This is a genomic window from Peristeroidobacter agariperforans (assembly GCF_004138335.1).
GTDB classification, from domain to species: domain Bacteria; phylum Pseudomonadota; class Gammaproteobacteria; order Steroidobacterales; family Steroidobacteraceae; genus Steroidobacter; species Steroidobacter agariperforans.
Genome location: NZ_RYFW01000006.1, coordinates 79,015 through 94,624, shown reverse-complemented (window position 1 = coordinate 94,624; position 15,610 = coordinate 79,015). Strand labels below are relative to the sequence as shown.

14 protein-coding genes, 1 pseudogene and 1 riboswitch are annotated in these 15,610 nt (G+C 62.0%); of the genes and pseudogenes, 3 read left to right on the top strand and 12 right to left on the bottom strand.

Going from position 1 to position 15,610, the window contains the following annotated elements; all coding sequences use genetic code 11:
- Positions 1-124: 124 nt before the first annotated feature.
- Positions 125-382, top strand: a pseudogene (locus tag EK373_RS29675) (DUF4198 domain-containing protein); the annotation flags it as partial.
- Positions 383-446: 64 nt separating this feature from the next.
- Here the strand turns inward: EK373_RS29675 and EK373_RS29670 are convergent.
- The 12 genes from EK373_RS29670 to EK373_RS29620 form a co-directional block, all read right to left on the bottom strand.
- Positions 447-3,242, bottom strand: a complete 2,796-nt coding sequence (locus EK373_RS29670; RefSeq protein ID WP_129648721.1) for a TonB-dependent receptor plug domain-containing protein — start codon at positions 3,240-3,242, stop codon at positions 447-449.
- 37 nt (positions 3,243-3,279) lie between these two features.
- The gene (locus tag EK373_RS29665; RefSeq protein WP_157994600.1) at positions 3,280-4,371 is read right to left on the bottom strand and encodes a FecR family protein; all 1,092 of its coding nucleotides are present in this window, start codon (positions 4,369-4,371) and stop codon (positions 3,280-3,282) included.
- Entirely contained in the window at positions 4,368-4,898 is a 531-nt protein-coding gene (locus tag EK373_RS33250; protein ID WP_157994599.1) for a hypothetical protein, read from the bottom strand. The genes EK373_RS29665 and EK373_RS33250 overlap by 4 nt, the downstream gene beginning before the upstream one ends.
- 504 nt (positions 4,899-5,402) lie before the next feature.
- Positions 5,403-6,032, bottom strand: a complete 630-nt coding sequence (gene hisIE, locus EK373_RS29660; RefSeq protein WP_129648717.1) for a bifunctional phosphoribosyl-AMP cyclohydrolase/phosphoribosyl-ATP diphosphatase HisIE — start codon at positions 6,030-6,032, stop codon at positions 5,403-5,405.
- Positions 6,029-6,796, bottom strand: coding sequence for an imidazole glycerol phosphate synthase subunit HisF (hisF, locus tag EK373_RS29655; protein WP_129648715.1), 768 nt, complete (start codon positions 6,794-6,796; stop codon positions 6,029-6,031). Before hisF ends, hisIE begins: the two co-directional genes overlap by 4 nt.
- Complete coding sequence (gene hisA / locus EK373_RS29650; protein WP_129648713.1) at positions 6,760-7,518, bottom strand: 1-(5-phosphoribosyl)-5-[(5-phosphoribosylamino)methylideneamino]imidazole-4-carboxamide isomerase; 759 nt, start codon at positions 7,516-7,518, stop codon at positions 6,760-6,762. The genes hisF and hisA overlap by 37 nt, the downstream gene beginning before the upstream one ends.
- 6 nt (positions 7,519-7,524) lie before the next feature.
- Positions 7,525-8,130, bottom strand: coding sequence for an imidazole glycerol phosphate synthase subunit HisH (gene hisH / locus EK373_RS29645; protein WP_129648711.1), 606 nt, complete (start codon positions 8,128-8,130; stop codon positions 7,525-7,527).
- On the bottom strand, positions 8,130-9,206 hold the full coding sequence (gene hisB / locus EK373_RS29640; RefSeq protein WP_129648709.1) for a bifunctional histidinol-phosphatase/imidazoleglycerol-phosphate dehydratase HisB: 1,077 nt from the start codon (positions 9,204-9,206) through the stop codon (positions 8,130-8,132). The genes hisH and hisB overlap by 1 nt, the downstream gene beginning before the upstream one ends.
- On the bottom strand, positions 9,203-10,279 hold the full coding sequence (gene hisC / locus EK373_RS29635; protein ID WP_129648707.1) for a histidinol-phosphate transaminase: 1,077 nt from the start codon (positions 10,277-10,279) through the stop codon (positions 9,203-9,205). Before hisC ends, hisB begins: the two co-directional genes overlap by 4 nt.
- Positions 10,276-11,577: a histidinol dehydrogenase gene (gene hisD, locus EK373_RS29630; RefSeq protein WP_407676227.1), complete on the bottom strand. Its 1,302-nt coding sequence runs from the start codon at positions 11,575-11,577 to the stop codon at positions 10,276-10,278. Before hisD ends, hisC begins: the two co-directional genes overlap by 4 nt.
- Positions 11,578-11,674: 97 nt before the next feature.
- On the bottom strand, positions 11,675-12,574 hold the full coding sequence (hisG, locus tag EK373_RS29625; protein ID WP_157994616.1) for an ATP phosphoribosyltransferase: 900 nt from the start codon (positions 12,572-12,574) through the stop codon (positions 11,675-11,677).
- Complete coding sequence (locus tag EK373_RS29620) at positions 12,574-12,921, bottom strand: YerC/YecD family TrpR-related protein (protein ID WP_129648703.1); 348 nt, start codon at positions 12,919-12,921, stop codon at positions 12,574-12,576. Before EK373_RS29620 ends, hisG begins: the two co-directional genes overlap by 1 nt.
- Positions 12,922-13,126: 205 nt before the next feature.
- Positions 13,127-13,248: riboswitch (SAM riboswitch) on the top strand.
- Between the two features lie 147 nt (positions 13,249-13,395).
- Here EK373_RS29620 and metX point away from each other — a divergent pair.
- Both metX and metB read left to right on the top strand, forming a co-directional pair.
- On the top strand, positions 13,396-14,412 hold the full coding sequence (metX, locus tag EK373_RS29615; protein WP_129648701.1) for a homoserine O-succinyltransferase MetX: 1,017 nt from the start codon (positions 13,396-13,398) through the stop codon (positions 14,410-14,412).
- The gene (metB, locus tag EK373_RS29610) at positions 14,409-15,575 is read left to right on the top strand and encodes a cystathionine gamma-synthase (protein ID WP_129648699.1); all 1,167 of its coding nucleotides are present in this window, start codon (positions 14,409-14,411) and stop codon (positions 15,573-15,575) included. Before metX ends, metB begins: the two co-directional genes overlap by 4 nt.
- Positions 15,576-15,610: the final 35 nt, after the last annotated feature.

Below are 15,610 nucleotides of genomic sequence, written 5' to 3'. Positions count from 1 at the left end.
GCGCCGAGACCGCGGAAGTTGGCAAAGCTATGCCCACCGGCGGCCACACGGGCAACGCATTCATCGGCACGTGGGATGACGATGGCGACGGCAAGGTCACGCGCAGGCGCTCGCTGCGCGCAACACGGGGTTGGAGTATCGAGCGCTGTCCCATCCGAACTCCACTTTCGTCGGGTCGGACGTGAAGTTCGAGGTGCTATTCGATGGCAAGCCGCTCGTCGGCCATGCCGTGTCCATCTTCGGCGGCAAGGCGCTTTCCGCGGATCAGAAGCCGTTCGTCGAAGTGACGACGGATAAAGAAGGTCGATTCAGCTTCAAGCCGAGCGGGCCGGGCGTTGTATCTGGCAATGTCGCGTCATCGGCCGACGCCTGCGAAGGATAGCCGGCAGGGCGTGAGCTACACGTATTCGGTGGTTCTGGAGGCAACTTAATAGAGGCGTCAGCTCTCAGAAGCGCGTCGTAATCCGGAAATAGATGAACCGGCCTGTCAGGTCCGCTTGGGAGATGTCATATCCAAGCGACGCTCCGGCGTTTGCAAAGTCTGGAGTTTCGTCGCACACATTCAGAGCGCCGAGCGTGACTCTCGTTCCATCGAGCAAAGTGGTTCCGGCGATGTCCAGATCCACCCAGGCTTGCAGGTCCACGAGGGTCCGAGAGGCGATGTGTCTATCGAGCGGCCCGTACCACACATCGGCATCCTGATAGGACGGCGTGAACGTCGCGGTGGTCGAGGCGCCAAACGACCGAAACTCCCAAACCAGCGAGCCGACGACGCGCCACGCCGGGATGGTGCCTTGTATATTCGCGATTCCTACTCGATCCGGGGGCAACGCCTGATTCGTGTCGCGCACAAGGTATTCGTGGACCCAGGTCGCCGACAGCTTCGCGTGTAAGCTTCCGTGGTTGCCCTCGACAGTCGCCGATGCGTCCAGGTCAACGCCGCTGGTCTGCAAGTCACCATAGTTGATGAGACGAAGGTCGAGTGAGCGCAACGGCCCCGCCCAGCCCGCCCGCACATCCTCATCGCTCGGTGGGTCGCGCACCGAGCGATAATGGCCCAAGTCACTCTTCGGATTCAGCAGTTCGGCGTAGCGCGGCACCACGATCCGATTGTCCATCGCAACACGCCAGTAACTGCCACCCAAGCTCAAACCGGGCAGCTCGGAAAATCGATAAGTGAGACCCGAGGTGAAGGAGTGCGCGGTTACGGCATCGAGATCACGATTGCCACCCGCGATGAGTGCGACGGCCGACACGGAGCCGCCCCTGAAGGGGTCTGCTATTGGGAAGGAGAATCGATACATCGGCGTATTCAACGCGAGCATCGACGGTGGCCGGAAGCTCGTTCCATAAGCGGCGCGAACCAGCCACTGCGATGACGGGCGCCAGACAAGCCCGTATTGGGGAGTCACCATGTCCTTCGCGGAGCCATAGCTATCACCGCGGAGAGCCAGCTTCAATGACAGATGGTCGAGCAATGGCAGCCTGATCTCCGAGAACATCGAGGCGACATCTCGGTACTCGTCGATGCGCGTGCCCGATTCGAAGAACTCAGCCGCATCACGACGCCACTCCGCGCCAACCACTGCCTCTACTCGCCCGCCGGGCATTTGGAACAGCGGCCCTCTGAGGAACGCAGACCATTGGGAGCTGGAGAACGACGTGTCTAGACGCCGCGGAGGATCCATCAGGGATTGCAGCAGCGTAGTAGTGCCCGCTGGGCCATCGGAGAAAAGATTGAGCGCATTTTGCGCATCGGCGGAATGGACCGCTTCCCTGGCTCGGGCCAGGTTGATCTCTCCCAGCACCGTACTCGATCCATTTTCATGATTGCGTTGACCGGAAAACTCCCAATCCCACCGACCGAGCTCGCCCCGAGCGCCAAGGACCATGCGCACTTGCTCGGTGTCGTAAGTGTGTGAGATCGAATCCAGATCGGCGAAGGAATAATCGACAAGGACTGCCTCACCAAACGGATTGAAAGGATTGTCAGCAGGAACGAGTTGCTGAGTCAGGGACGGCGGTGCGCTCAGGGAAGTCACCGTGCCGTTGACCGCCAGCAGCTCTCCGAAGAAGTTGAGCTGATCGGAGAGGTCAAATTCTATTGAACCAAAGGCGCTCAGGCGGACCGATTGCGGCTTGATGGACCGGTCACTGGAAGAGCTGCCCCGATTGACTGTGCCTGCCGTTGCGAGGAAATCGGCCGGGCTGAGTCCTCCCGTCCTTCCGGAGGGAACGGCGGCAGCCGATGTGGGCAGCCCCGGCAGAGGCTCCCCGGTCAGGGAATAGACGTTACCGGCTTGCGTCGTGGTGACACGATAGTCATATCCACCGAAGCGACGGTAATCCTGATTTCGCCATAGATCCCGAGCCTCTCCCATGAGCGCGGCTCTGTCGAAGTAGTCCAGTACCAGCGAGGACTTCAGGCGCTCGGTGGTGGCGCCAAGCGAGCCTGCGACGCGCTGCTCGGCGCCGCCGCCAGCGGCTTGACCGTAGTGTAGAAAGATCTCGGGCGAGCGGATCCTGTCTCTCAGGATGATGTTGACCACGCCGCCGATCGCATCGGCGCCATAGATGGCGGACGCCGAATCGGACATCACTTCGATTCGTTCCACTGCCGTCAGCGGTATGCTGTTCAAATCGAATGCGTTTAGCGAGACACTACTTGTGCTGGGGGGCGCTCGTCGTCCGTTGATGAGCACGAGCGTCGTGTCGACGCCCAAGCCGCGCATCTGAATGTGTTGCGCTCCGCTCTGCTGAGCCCATTCGCTGAACGAAAAGGGCTGCTGCGTGAAGTAGCTCGACACAGCAGGCAGACTCGAGGCGCCGAGTCGGTCGATGCTTTGCCGGTCATACACTCTGACAGGTACGGGTCCTTCCGCGCCAAAGCCGAGGCGACTGCCGGTGACCAGCACTTCTCTGACGCCGTCTTCCGCTCGCGGCGGTTCGACGACCTTGAGATATGTTTTTATCGTGTCCTCATCCTGCCATGTGTAGGACAGGTCGGTGTCCAGTAGCAGCGCCTGCAGGGCCTCGTCGACTGTAACGTACCCGATGTACGGACCGAGCTCCCTGGTTTGGCTGCCCTTTACATTGATGATCTGCAGACCGGTTCGTCGAGAAAACTGTTTCAGGACGGCGGCGCGTGAGCCCCTCTTGAGATCGAAATTGAATTGCGTGGTGCGGTCTGGTTGCGCGGAGTAAGTGGACGCGCACGCCAGGAGCAGCAGTGCCGCGAACATCCATGACAATCTGCAGCCGAGAAGGGGCACGGGGAATTTATTCCGAGAGCCGGATCACGCCGTTTTCCTCATCGATCGTCATTCGGACGCCCAGTTCGTCGGCGACTGCCTTGGCGTACCGCTTCGGCGAGTCGACCTTCACTAGCGCGACATCGACGACCTGCTCGCTGATGGTGGGACTGTCCGCCTGGATCTGCATCCGATTGCGAAGGTTGAGCTGCTCGATGCCCTGAGCCACCGTCAAACCACTGAGATCCAGCCAGCCCGTCGCCCATTGCAGCTTGCGTTCCGCGTTCGCAGGCTCAACCCGTAATGAAGTGGATGGGTTTGCCGGCACACGCAGTTCCTCGCCCGCCTTCAGCAACCTGACAAGGCCACTAGCGCTTCCACGGCGCGTTACTGTCACGGATCCTTCGGCCACTGTGGTGGTCACCCCGGAGTCGACAGAGACCCCGAACCTCGTGCCTACCGCCGTGATGTCGACCAAATCCGTTCGCGCGATGAACGGACGCTGCCGATCCTTCGCCACATCGAACACCACATCGCCTTTGTGCACATACACGATGCGCGCCGCATCGACGTAGTCGACCTTGATTTGTGTCAGAGCACCGAGATGCACGACGGTGCCGTCACGCAGCGTGCTGTGATCCAGCTGTCTCTCGTCCGTTGCGATCACCCGATTGGATTTCAGGTAATCCTGCACCACGAAGGCCAACCCGAAGGCCAGCAGGGCAACGCACGCTGCCAGCGCCATGCGGAGATTCCGTTTGCGCGTCTGGGGGTGTGGAAATGTCAGAAGCCCGGTCGATTTGTCATGACGGCTGTTTTCAAAGGCGGTTTTGAGAGCATCCTCGTCTGACCAGTCCGACACGCCCGGTGACCCCACGCAGATGCAGTCTTCGAACTCCATCCCGTAGAGCGCAGGTTCTCCGACACTCACGCTGGCAAAGCTTTTCAACGGCACGAACTCTTCGCCGAGATCCAGTTCCACGAAGCGTACGATGCGACCGTTCTCTACGATCTGGGCGACAGGCTCCCCGGCGCGATCGCGGAAAACGGGCGTGACAAAGCCGAGGACGTCGGGCAGGGGCCGACAGACGCCGATCAGGACGCCGCTTTGATCCTTCATAGCATCCTCCACTCTTTTTGCAGTTGCAGAGCGAGGTGTTCGAGCAGCCCTTGATATTCGAGGGCAACTTTGTTTGGCGAACAATGAAAATAGCGAACCTTCACCCCGCGGCCCGGGCCCTTCAGGAACGTTGAGACGAAGGATGTCGCCCGAAGCTGTTGTGGCAGGATCAGGCCGCGCACGAACGGCCATTCGAATGGAATGGGCTGCTCGACTTGCAGCTCGACGATGAAGCGGCGGTCGTCGGCCTTGGATGCGTCGGTATCGGTCAGCATCGCGACCAACGCCTCGACTTGATAGAAGTCGGCATAGGGAATGGTCGGGCGGCGGGGTTGCAGCGTCAGATAATCGAGATGGGTGGCGTAGAAGGAGGGCACGAACCGCCGGGCGCAGTCGGGCAACCGGGTGATGTCGAACTCGTGAAGCTCCATCGACCTGTGCAGCCATGCGCTGTATCGTCCTTGAACGAACCCTCCGCTATCGAAAGGAAACACCCGCTTGCGCCATTTCAGGAGTTCGGATGACATCAGGATTGCCACCGGGGCACACCCCGTCGTTCGTATCGACGTTGAGGAAGCCTTCTTGTAGGCGGGTCTGCCGTAGCAAAAATAAGAGAGTGGCTCCCCAAACACTTTGCAGGGAGTTGGCGAGCGTAGCTCGCCGCGACGAATGATCTTCTGAAGCCGGTAGGCATCGGTGGAATGACACCACGCGAGCTCCCCGGCGCACGGAGTGATTTGTTCCATCCAGATCGATAGGGGCGAGGGCTCCGGCCGGGCCGTGTACGAAAGCATGCGATTGTTGTTCTCCGCCCGCGTCCTCGAGTGCCTGACGGCACGCCATGAGAACGGTTATGTGCCACACGGTTCCACGCCCCTGGTAGACCGGGCACATATGCTTCCCGCGCCCCACGGGAGAAGTGCTAGCCGATGGTGCGCCGCGACCGGAGGCAGGCCGGCGCACATATATTTGAGAATGGCGAGCGACGGGGCGCAGTGCTGACTTTCGCAGCTCTCAAGTCGTTGTTGAACTTACTTCTTGGCGGTGTGGCGCCGTTCCAGTTCTGTGACCACGTGGCCCAAGGACAGTTGACGACTCTTCAACAGCAGCGTCAGGTGAAACAGTAGATCGGCGGCTTCTCCGACGAGCTTGTCGTCGCTCTGGGTCACTGCCGCGAGCGCAACCTCGACACCTTCTTCGCCGACCTTCTGAGCCATGCGAGTTGGACCATCGGCCCACAGGCGCGCGGTGTAGCTGCCCTCAGGCCGCTCGCTCACGCGTTTCTCGATCACCGACTCGAGCCGGGAGAGGAAGGCGAGCCGAGTTGCCGTCGTGCCGATGTCATCTCCAAAACAACTATCCATGCCGTTGTGGCACGTCGGGCCATCGGGCCGGGCCGTGATCAATAGCGTATCGTTGTCGCAGTCGATGGCGGCATCGACCAGGTGCAGAAAGTTGCTGGAGGTCTCGCCCTTGGTCCACAGCCGCTGCTTGCTCCGGCTGTAAAACGTCACGCGCTTTTCGCCGAGCGTCTTGCGCAGCGCCTCGCGGTTCATGTAACCGAGCATGAGCACTTTGCCATTGGTGGCGTCCTGCACGACGGCAGGCAGCAGGCCGTCGCCTTTGCTCCAGTCGAACGATTCGATCTGGTCGAGCCTCATGGCCGCACCTCGATGTCGGTATCGCGCAAGTAGCTCTTCAGGTCCGGAATCGGTAACGCACCGGTGTGGAACACGCTCGCCGCCAACGCGCCATCAACTCGCGCTTCATTGAACACCGTGGCGAAATGTTCCTTCGAGCCCGCACCACCTGATGCGATCAATGGCACGCGACACTGAGCGCGCACGGCACTGAGCTGAGCGATGTCATAGCCCTTGCGCACGCCGTCGCTTGCCATGCAGTTGAGCACGATCTCACCCGCGCCGCGTTCTTGCACCTCGCGCACCCAATCCAACGTCTTGCGTGCGGTATTGCGCGTGCGTTCCGGATCGCCGGTGAATTGATAGACCTGATAGACGCCGTCGACCGTCTGGCTATCGATGCCGACGACCACACACTGCGCGCCAAAGCGCGCGCTGAGCCGGCTGATCAATTCAGGGTCGGCCAGGGCAGGGGAGTTGATCGACACCTTCTCCGCACCTTCGCCTAGAACCTCTTCGGCGTCGGCGACGCTGCGAATGCCGCCCGCCACGCAAAAAGGAATATCCAGAATGCGCGCGATGCGGCGGATCCAGCTGCGATCCACCGTGCGTCCGTCCGGGCTCGCGGTGATGTCGTAGAACACCAGCTCATCGGCACCTTCGTCACGATAACGCTGCGCCAGCTCGAGGATGTCGCCCACGACCACGTGATCGCGGAAGCGCACCCCCTTGACGACCTGCCCGTCTCTTACATCGAGACAGGGGATGATGCGTTTGGCAAGAATGGCCGCAACTCCTCAGGTGAAATCTTGTTTTCCAGCAGCGCTTTGCCGCTGATCACGGCAGCGACGCCGCATTCGCGCAGGGCGATCAAGTCACGCGCGGTGGCGACACCGCCGGATGCTTGCCACTGCAGCTCGGGAAATCTTCGTACCGCGTCCGCGTACAGCTCGAAGTTCGGGCCGGTGAGCGCGCCGTCTCGCGCGACATCGGTGCACAGTACGTGAGCGATGCCGGAGCGCACGAAACGTTCGACCAGGCTCCACAAATTCACGCTGCTCGTTTGCTGCCAGCCGTGTGTGGTGAGCATCGGCATGCCGGACTCATCCAATCGCACATCCAATGCGAGCACGATACGCGTCGGGTCGACTTCCGACAGCCAGGAAATCACGACATCGGGTGAATTGATGGCAACACTGCCGATGACGGCGCGTTCCACGCCGGCATCCAACAGCGCTTTGACGCGCTCCAGCGAGCGCAGGCCGCCGCCGACTTGCAGCTTGAGCGAACGGTCGCCGGCAAACTTCACGATGACATCGCGATTCGCTTGCGTGCCGTCCTTCGCGCCGTCGAGATCGACGACGTGGATGCGTCGCGCGCCGAAGGCGCGATAGCGGGCCAGAATTTCGGCCGGATCATTCGAATACACCGTCTCGGCGGCAAAGTCGCCCTTGAACAGGCGGACACAACGGCCGTCCTTGAGATCGATGGCGGGAATCAGCTCCATGGGTGTTTATTGAGTCTGTTGCAATTGCAGGAAATTACGCAGCAGCAACGAGCCGATGCGCGCCGAGCGTTCCGGGTGGAACTGGGCGCCGAACACGTTGCCGCTTTGGACCAGTGCAGAGAACTGCTCGCCGTAGGTGGCGGATGCGACCGTCAGCGGGCTGACCGGCGCCGAATAGCTGTGCACGAAATAAACATGGTCGCCCGGCTGGATGTCCTTCAGCAGCGGCGACCCCGGCTCGAACTCCAGCTGATTCCAGCCCATGTGCGGGACGGGCAGATCGTCACGATCGGCGAAGCGACGCACGCGTCCGGGCAGCAAGCCGAGGCAGGGCACTTCGCCTTCTTCCGAGGATTCGAACAACAGCTGCATGCCGACGCAGATGCCGAGCATGGGCTGTCGCAGTTTGCGAATGGTTTCGACCAGGCCGGGCGTTTTCTGCAGGCGGCTCATGCAATCGGCCGCGGCGCCGACGCCCGGCAGAATCACGTGCGAGGCGGCGCGCACCTTGTCCGGATCGGTCGTGAGCTCCGAGGCCATGCCGAGTCGATCGATGGCGTAGCGGAGGGAGGCGATGTTGGCGCCGCCACTGTCGATGATCGCGAGCTGCATTACAACGTGCCCTTGGTGCTCGGCAGTTCCGTGTCCGTGATACGAAACGCCTGGCGCAATGTACGACCGACGCCCTTGAAACAGGCTTCGATCATGTGATGAGTGTTCTCGCCCTGAACCTTCAGATTGATCGCCGCGCCCAAGGTTTCCGCCAGCGAGCGGAAGAAGTGCGGCACGAGCTCGGTGGGCAGCTGGCCGACGGTGTCGCGACCGAACTGACCTTCGAACACGAAGTAGGGACGACCCGAAAGATCGATGGCGACCTGGGCGAGGGCTTCGTCCATGGGTAGCAGGAAGCCATAGCGATGAATGCCGCGCTTGTCGCCGAGCGCTTGTTTCAACGCCTGGCCAAGAGCGAGCGCACAGTCTTCGACCGTGTGGTGCTCATCGATGTGCAGGTCGCCCTTGCAGATGAGCTGCAGCGAGAAGCCGCCGTGCTTCGCAATCTGTTCGAGCATGTGATCGAAGAAGCCGAGGCCCGTCTCGATATGGATGGGCGACTCGCGGTCCAGATTTACTTCGACCTTGATGTCCGTTTCTTTCGTCTTGCGCACCACGTTCGCGACACGCGCCCGCGCAGTCAGGCGAGCAGCGATCTGCGGCCAGGTATCGCCGGGTGTTTCTTCCGTGCGCACACGGATGCCTTGGATGCCCAGATTCTGCGCCAGCTGCAGATCGGTTTCCCGGTCGCCGATGACATAGCTGTGCTCACGATCGATGGGATGGCTCTTCAAGTAATCATCGAGCAACCCGGTCTTTGGCTTGCGGCAATGGCAGTTGTCCGCCGGCTTGTGCGGGCAAATGAATTCCTCGGCAAACGTGATGCCCTGTGACTGCAGCAACTCGCGAAGGAACTCGTGCGGCTCGCGGAAGGTGGGCTCGGGGAAGCTCTCGGTACCGAGGCCGTCTTGATTGCTCACCATCACCAGCGTGTAGCCGGCATCGCGCAGACGCTGCAGCCCCGCGATCACGTCCGGCACCAGCCGGAACTTCTGCAGGCTGTCGATCTGTTTGTCCGCCGGCTCGGTGATAATCGTGCCGTCGCGGTCGATGAACAAGACGCGCTGGCCGCTCATGCGAGACCTCCCGAAGCCTGCTTGACCCCGCGAATGAGCCGGTCATTCTGATCGGGTGTGCCGATGGAAATACGCAGGCTGCTGCCGAGGCCGGGTTGCGAGCGTGGATCGCGAATGATCAACCCTGCCGAGACCGCTGCACGCAGAACGGCATCTGCATCGTTGCAGTCGACCAGGATGAAATTCGAATCGCTGGGCCACACCTCGCGAACCAATGGCAACGAGGCAAGCGCCTCAGAGACGCGCGCTCGCTCGGTCAAGATGAGCTCGATGCGCTGCTTCGACTCGGCGACATGCTCCTCGTCAGTCAAGTGCAGCACGGAGTCGATGGTGTGCGTCGGCAGCGCGTAGGGGGTAATCACGCGAGCGAGCAGGCTGATGATGTCTTCGTGCGCGATCAGGGCGCCACAGCGAGCGCCGGCCAATGCGTAAGCCTTCGACAGCGTGCGAAGGATCACGAGGTTCGGGAAGCGCTCCAGCTCCCGCACCATGCTGGGGGCATTGGCGAACTCGATGTAGGCCTCGTCAACAACCACCAGTGCCTTGTCACTCAGGTGCGCGCACAGGACTTCGACCGAGGCGCGGTCGAGCAGATTGCCGGTCGGATTGTTCGGCGTGCAAATGAAGACGAGCTTGACGTTCTCACGCCACGCGGCGAGCACAGCTTGCACGTCCAACTCGAAGCCGCGCTCTTTGACGAGCGGCACTTCGATGACGCCCGCGCCCTGAATGCGCGCCGATACTTTGTACATGCCGAAAGTCGGCGGGCAGATCAGCACGCTGTCTTCGCCTGCGCGACAGAAAGCGCGAACGAGCAGGTCGATGCCTTCGTCGCTGCCGCGTCCGGCGATCACATTCTTCGGCGCTGTGCCGTACAGCCTGGCGAGATGTTCGATCAGTTCGTCGGGCTGCGGTTCGGGATAACGGTTGAGGCCGGCATGCGACGCATCGCCTTGCGCACGCCACGGCATTTCGTTGGCGTGCATGCGCTCGAGCGTGGGCTCCCACGCCGCGTGTTGATAGGGCTGTAGCGACAGGATGTCGGGCCGAGCGAGATTCAGGATCGGGTTCATGAGAGATTCGCGAGTTGGCGCAGGCGCACTTGGACTGCGTTGGCGTGTGCGTCGAGGCCTTCGAGGCCGGCGATGGTGACGGCGGTCGGACCGAGATCGCGCAAGCCGTCGGCGCTCAGTTCCTGCACCGTCATGCGCTTCTGGAAATCGACCAGCGACAGTCCGCTGTAGGCGCGGGCAAAACCATAGGTGGGCAACACGTGGTTGGTGCCGCTGCAGTAGTCGCCCATGGTTTCGGGCGTCCACGCGCCGAGGAACACGGAGCCTGCATTTCGAATGCTCGGCAGCCAGTCGCGAGCTTTCGCAACCTGCACGATCAAGTGCTCGGGCGCGTAAGCGTTGCTCAGATCAAATGCAGACTGCAACGAGTCGACGATGAACAGGCGCGCGTGATTGATGGATTCGCGCAGCGTGCTCTCGCGGCCGAGCCGGCGCATCTGCGCTTCCAGCTGTTCGATGGTCGCTTCGGCCAGCGCTCTGGATGTCGTGACCAGAATGGCTTGAGCGTCGGCGCTGTGCTCGGCTTGAGCGAGCAGGTCGGCGGCGACGAAATCGGCGTTGGCCTCCTGGTCCGCAATCACCAGCACTTCGGAAGGGCCGGCCGGCAGGTCCAGGGCGGCGCCATCCGGATCGTTCGCCGCGATGATCTTTGCAGCGGTGACCCAGGAGTTGCCAGGGCCGAAGACTTTGTCGACCTTGGGGACGCTCCGGGTGCCATAGGCCATGGCGGCGACGGCCTGCGCGCCACCAATCTTGAACACACGGCTGATACCGCACAATTTGGCGACGAACAACACAGCAGGATCGGCGCTGCCGTCTTTGCGAGGCGGCGTGCAGATGATGCGAGTGGTACAGCCTGCAATGCTTGCCGGTACGGCCAGCATGACGGCGGTCGAGGGCAGGGGAGCGACGCCCGCGGGTACATACAAACCCACGGCATCGATGGCCCGGAAGTGACGTTCGCAGATCACGCCCGGCGACGTTTCGATTCGCAGCGGATTGCTGAGCTGTGCTTCATGAAAGCGGCGCACGTTACTGATTGCGCGCTCGAGCGCCGCGCGTTGATCGGCGGTCAACGCTTGTTCGGCGGCGTCGAATTCGGCGGCGTCGACTTCAAGCGATCGCAACTTCACGCCGTCGAATCGTTCGGTGAAGTCGAGCAGTGCTTGATCGCCGCGAGCGCGGACTTCGTCGATGATTTCGCGAACGCGTCGGTGCAAGCCGTCGGTGTCCGCCTGCGCCGGGCGCCGCAAGGCAGCCCGCCGTTCATCCGCGGAAAGACTCGACCACTCCAACATCGACAAGCTCACGGTCAACCTCTCTGGCTAAGTCAGTCGGCCCTGCGGCCGACAAGCAAACATCAACGGTGAGCGGGCATCGGCCGCCCCGCCGGCATCACGCCAGCATCTTCTCGACCGGCAACACCAGGATCGCGCTCGCGCCGGCACCTTTCAGGCTCTCGAGCGTCTCCCAGAACACGTTCTCCCGACACACCGCGTGCACGGCGACTTTGTCGCCATTGCCGTCGAGCGGCACGATGGTCGGCGATTCGCTGCCGGGCAGGAGCTTGCGAATGTCGGCAAGCTTCGAGCGCGGCGCGTGCAGCATGATGTATTTGCTTTCCTTCACCTGCTGCACGCCGTCGATGCGCATCGTCAGGCGATGGATCCAGTCCTGCTTTTCAGCCGACACCGGCACCGGCGTCGTGATGATGGCGGCCTGGCTTTCGAGAATGGTCTCGGCCTCCCACAAATGGTTGGCGAGCAAGGTCGAGCCCGTCGACACCAGGTCACAAATGAAATCGGCGCGGCCGAGACGCGGCGCAATTTCCACGGCGCCGGACAGTGTGACGATCTCAGCCTGCACATCGCGCTGACGCAGGTAGCGGGCGAGAATGTTTGGATAAGTCGTGGCGATGCGCTTGCCGTGCAGGGAGCGCGCGTCTTTGTATTCGACGCCATCCGGCACGGCGATCGACAGGCGGCACTTGCCGTAGTCGAGCGTCATCAGCTGTTCGAACAACGGCTGCACGCCTTTCGCCTGGAAGGCGAGACGCTTCTCTTCGATCACGTTGAGGCCGACGATGCCCAGGTCGCAGACGTCCTGCTGCACCAGATCGGGAATGTCGTCGTCGCGCACGAACAGCAGATCGAGCGGCATGTTCTCGCCGTAGCACATCAGCTGGTCTTTGCCGCGGCTGTACTTCAAGCCGCAGCGGACCATCAGGTCCAGCGAGTTTTCGGTGAGTCGCCCGGATTTCTGCAGGGCTACTTTGAGACGGGTTGCTTTGTCCATCATGGTCGGACGCGCCCTGAGTCGGGTGAACGGGAGTCGGTGGAATCTTTCATGCGCTCGGCGGCCAAGGTGTATCCGCCATTGCCGTTGAGCAGGTAGCGCGCGACGCGACCGATGGTGGTCACGCTGACGCCGGTCTGCTTGTGAATTTCCCGGTACGGCACTCCCTGCTGGAGCAGGGCCACCACGGCCCAGCGATCGGCAAGGGCTTGCAGCTCCGCGGGCGTACACAGGTCGCGAAAGAACGCGCGGCATTCTTCAACGCTGCGTAACGTCAGGATGGCGCCAAACAGCGCCCGTTCCGCCAGCGCCTCCTGGCGCGGCGTCAATGCCCGATGCTCTTTCATGGTGCCCCGAAGCTGATGGAGGGCCGGTAACCGAGATACTGTACTAGTGTATTAGCACGTTAATACATTGGAGCAGCTTGGGGCAAGGCCGACATTGACGCCCGACCGCTAAGGCGAAGAAATCGTGGTAGTTTTTTCGTGACGCGGGTTGGTTGTTGCCGCGGGTTTTCTTGACCGAATCCGCCCCTTGACCCTAGACTCGCGCTACTCATCGAGACCGGCTGAGGGTCAGGCCCTTTGAAGCCGGGGCAACCGTCGAGACTAACCATCTCGAAAAGGTGCCAACTCCTGCGGGGAGACTCCATTTGGAGCCCCGACAGATGAGGTGCTGTTGCAGCTGCCGGGCATCGTCGCCGGGCGGTGGGGCACGGCGACCTACCTCTACGGACCTCCGTGGGGTTTCTGCGATGAGCGAAACCTGTTCAGCCCGGGCCTTCAGCCACGGTGCTGGAGCCGATACGGAGTGTTCGATTCATGAATGCTGTGCCCGAGCCCGCCGCCGTGGCTGTCCACGAGGGCGTGCTAGAGCTTCAAGAGCCGTTGCCGCTGCACTTTGGCGGCGAGCTGCGTGACGTCCGGGTCGCCTGGCGATTGGTCGGCGATCCCGTAGCACCTGTCATTGCCGCCCTCGGCGGGATCTCCGCCGGTCGATCCGTCATCGACACCGCCCACGAAAAGGGCTGGTGGAGCGACATCATCGGCCCCGGTCGAGCGCTCGATAGCAGCAACTACCGCATCCTTGGCATCGACTTCCTCGGCGGCAGCGGCGCGAGCACCGGTCCGCGTGCCGGTCAAAACGATTTCCCGTCGATCGCCTCGCAAGACCAGGCCGAGATCCTGCGCCGAGTCGCCGAGCATCTGAAGCTCGAGCGATTGGAAGCGATCGTCGGCGCTTCCTATGGCGGCATGGTGGCGCTCGCGTTCGCGGAGCGCTGGCCCGAGCTGGTGAAGCGCATCATCGTCATCAGCGCCGCGCATCGGCCTCATCCCATGGCAACCGCGTGGCGTAGCGTGCAGCGTTCAATCGTTCGTTACGCTGCTCAAAACGGGCAGGGCGCTGAAGGTCTGCGACTGGCGCGTGCGCTTGCGATGGCGACGTATCGCAGTCCCAATGAATTCGAGCAGCGCTTTGCCGGGCCGGCGACGCGTGTCGATGGACGTTTCCAATTTCCGGTCGAGTCTTATTTGCTGTCGCGGGGCGATGCTTATGCCGCCGCCTATATTCCCGAAGCGTTCGTGTGCCTGTCCGAGTCCATCGACCTGCACCAGGTCGATCCGGTGAAGATTCGCATGGCCACCTGGTTGGTCGCCGTGGTCGAGGATCAGTTGGTACCGCTGTCTGACATGCGAATGCTCAGGCAGTCGGTGAGCGGCCCCGTGCAGCTCGCCGAACTCTCGTCGCTGTATGGCCACGATGCCTTCCTGAAAGAGACGCAGGCACTGCGTGAGGTGTTCACCCGCGCGCTGTCGACTAACGGAGATGTGAAATGACCTGGGCTCCCTCGGCCGCGACTCGCGCAGTCCGCGCCGCTCTCGACTCCGATCCTCAGCACGGCGCCGTGGTGCCGCCGCTGCATCTCACATCGACGTTCTCGTTCAAGTGCTTTGGCGAGAAGCGCACGTACGACTATTCGCGCTCGGGCAATCCGACGCGCGATGCATTGGGCGAAGCCATCGCATCTCTCGAGGGTGGCGCCGGTGCGGTGGTGACTGCTTCAGGTATGGCGGCCGTACATCTTGCCTGTCAGCTGCTGTCGCACGACGACCTGTTGATCGCTCCGCATGATTGTTATGGCGGCACGCATCGACTGTTCAGCAACCTCGCGCGTCGCGGACAGCTGCGGGTGGAGTTTGTCGATCAGACGGACGAAGCGGCAGTGGCTGCGGCGCTGGCCCGCAAGCCGAAGCTCGTTTGGGTGGAAACGCCGAGCAATCCGCTGCTGCGTATCGTCGACATTCGCAAGCTCGCCGATAGAGCACGCGCGATCGGTGCATGGCTGCTCGTTGACAACACATTCCTCTCGCCGGTGTGGCAGCAGCCGCTCTCGCTGGGCGCGGACTTCGTGCTGCACTCGACGACGAAGTATCTGAACGGCCACAGCGATGTGGTCGGTGGCGCAGTTGTTTCCTCGACGCCTGAGTTGCACGAGCGCATGGTGTGGTGGGCGAACTGTATCGGCGTCACCGGCGCGCCGTTCGACAGCTTCATGACGTTGCGAGGCATTCGCACGCTGCACGCTCGTTTGAAAGTGCACGGTGACAACGCACTCAAGATTGCGAATGTCCTGAACGATCATCCGGCCGTGAAGAAGGTGTATTACCCGGGCTTGCCGTCGCACCCTCAGCACGAGCTGGCCAAGCGTCAGCAGACCGGCTTCGGTGCGATGGTGAGCTTTGAACTGCGTGGCGGGACTGCGAATGTGTGTGCCTTCCTCGAAGGATTGCAAACGTTCTCGCTGGCGGAGTCGTTGGGTGGCGTGGAAAGTCTGGTCGCGCACCCTTCGTCGATGACTCACGCGGCCATGGATGCTGACGCTCAGCGCGCAGCGGGCATCGGCGAGACTCTGCTGCGACTCTCAGTGGGCATCGAAGCGGTGGAAGATTTGGTGCAGGATCTGCGGGCCGGATTGGATCGCGCGGCCGCGGTCAAATAGACAAACATCCGCCGCACAACCTCGGTACTCTTGGC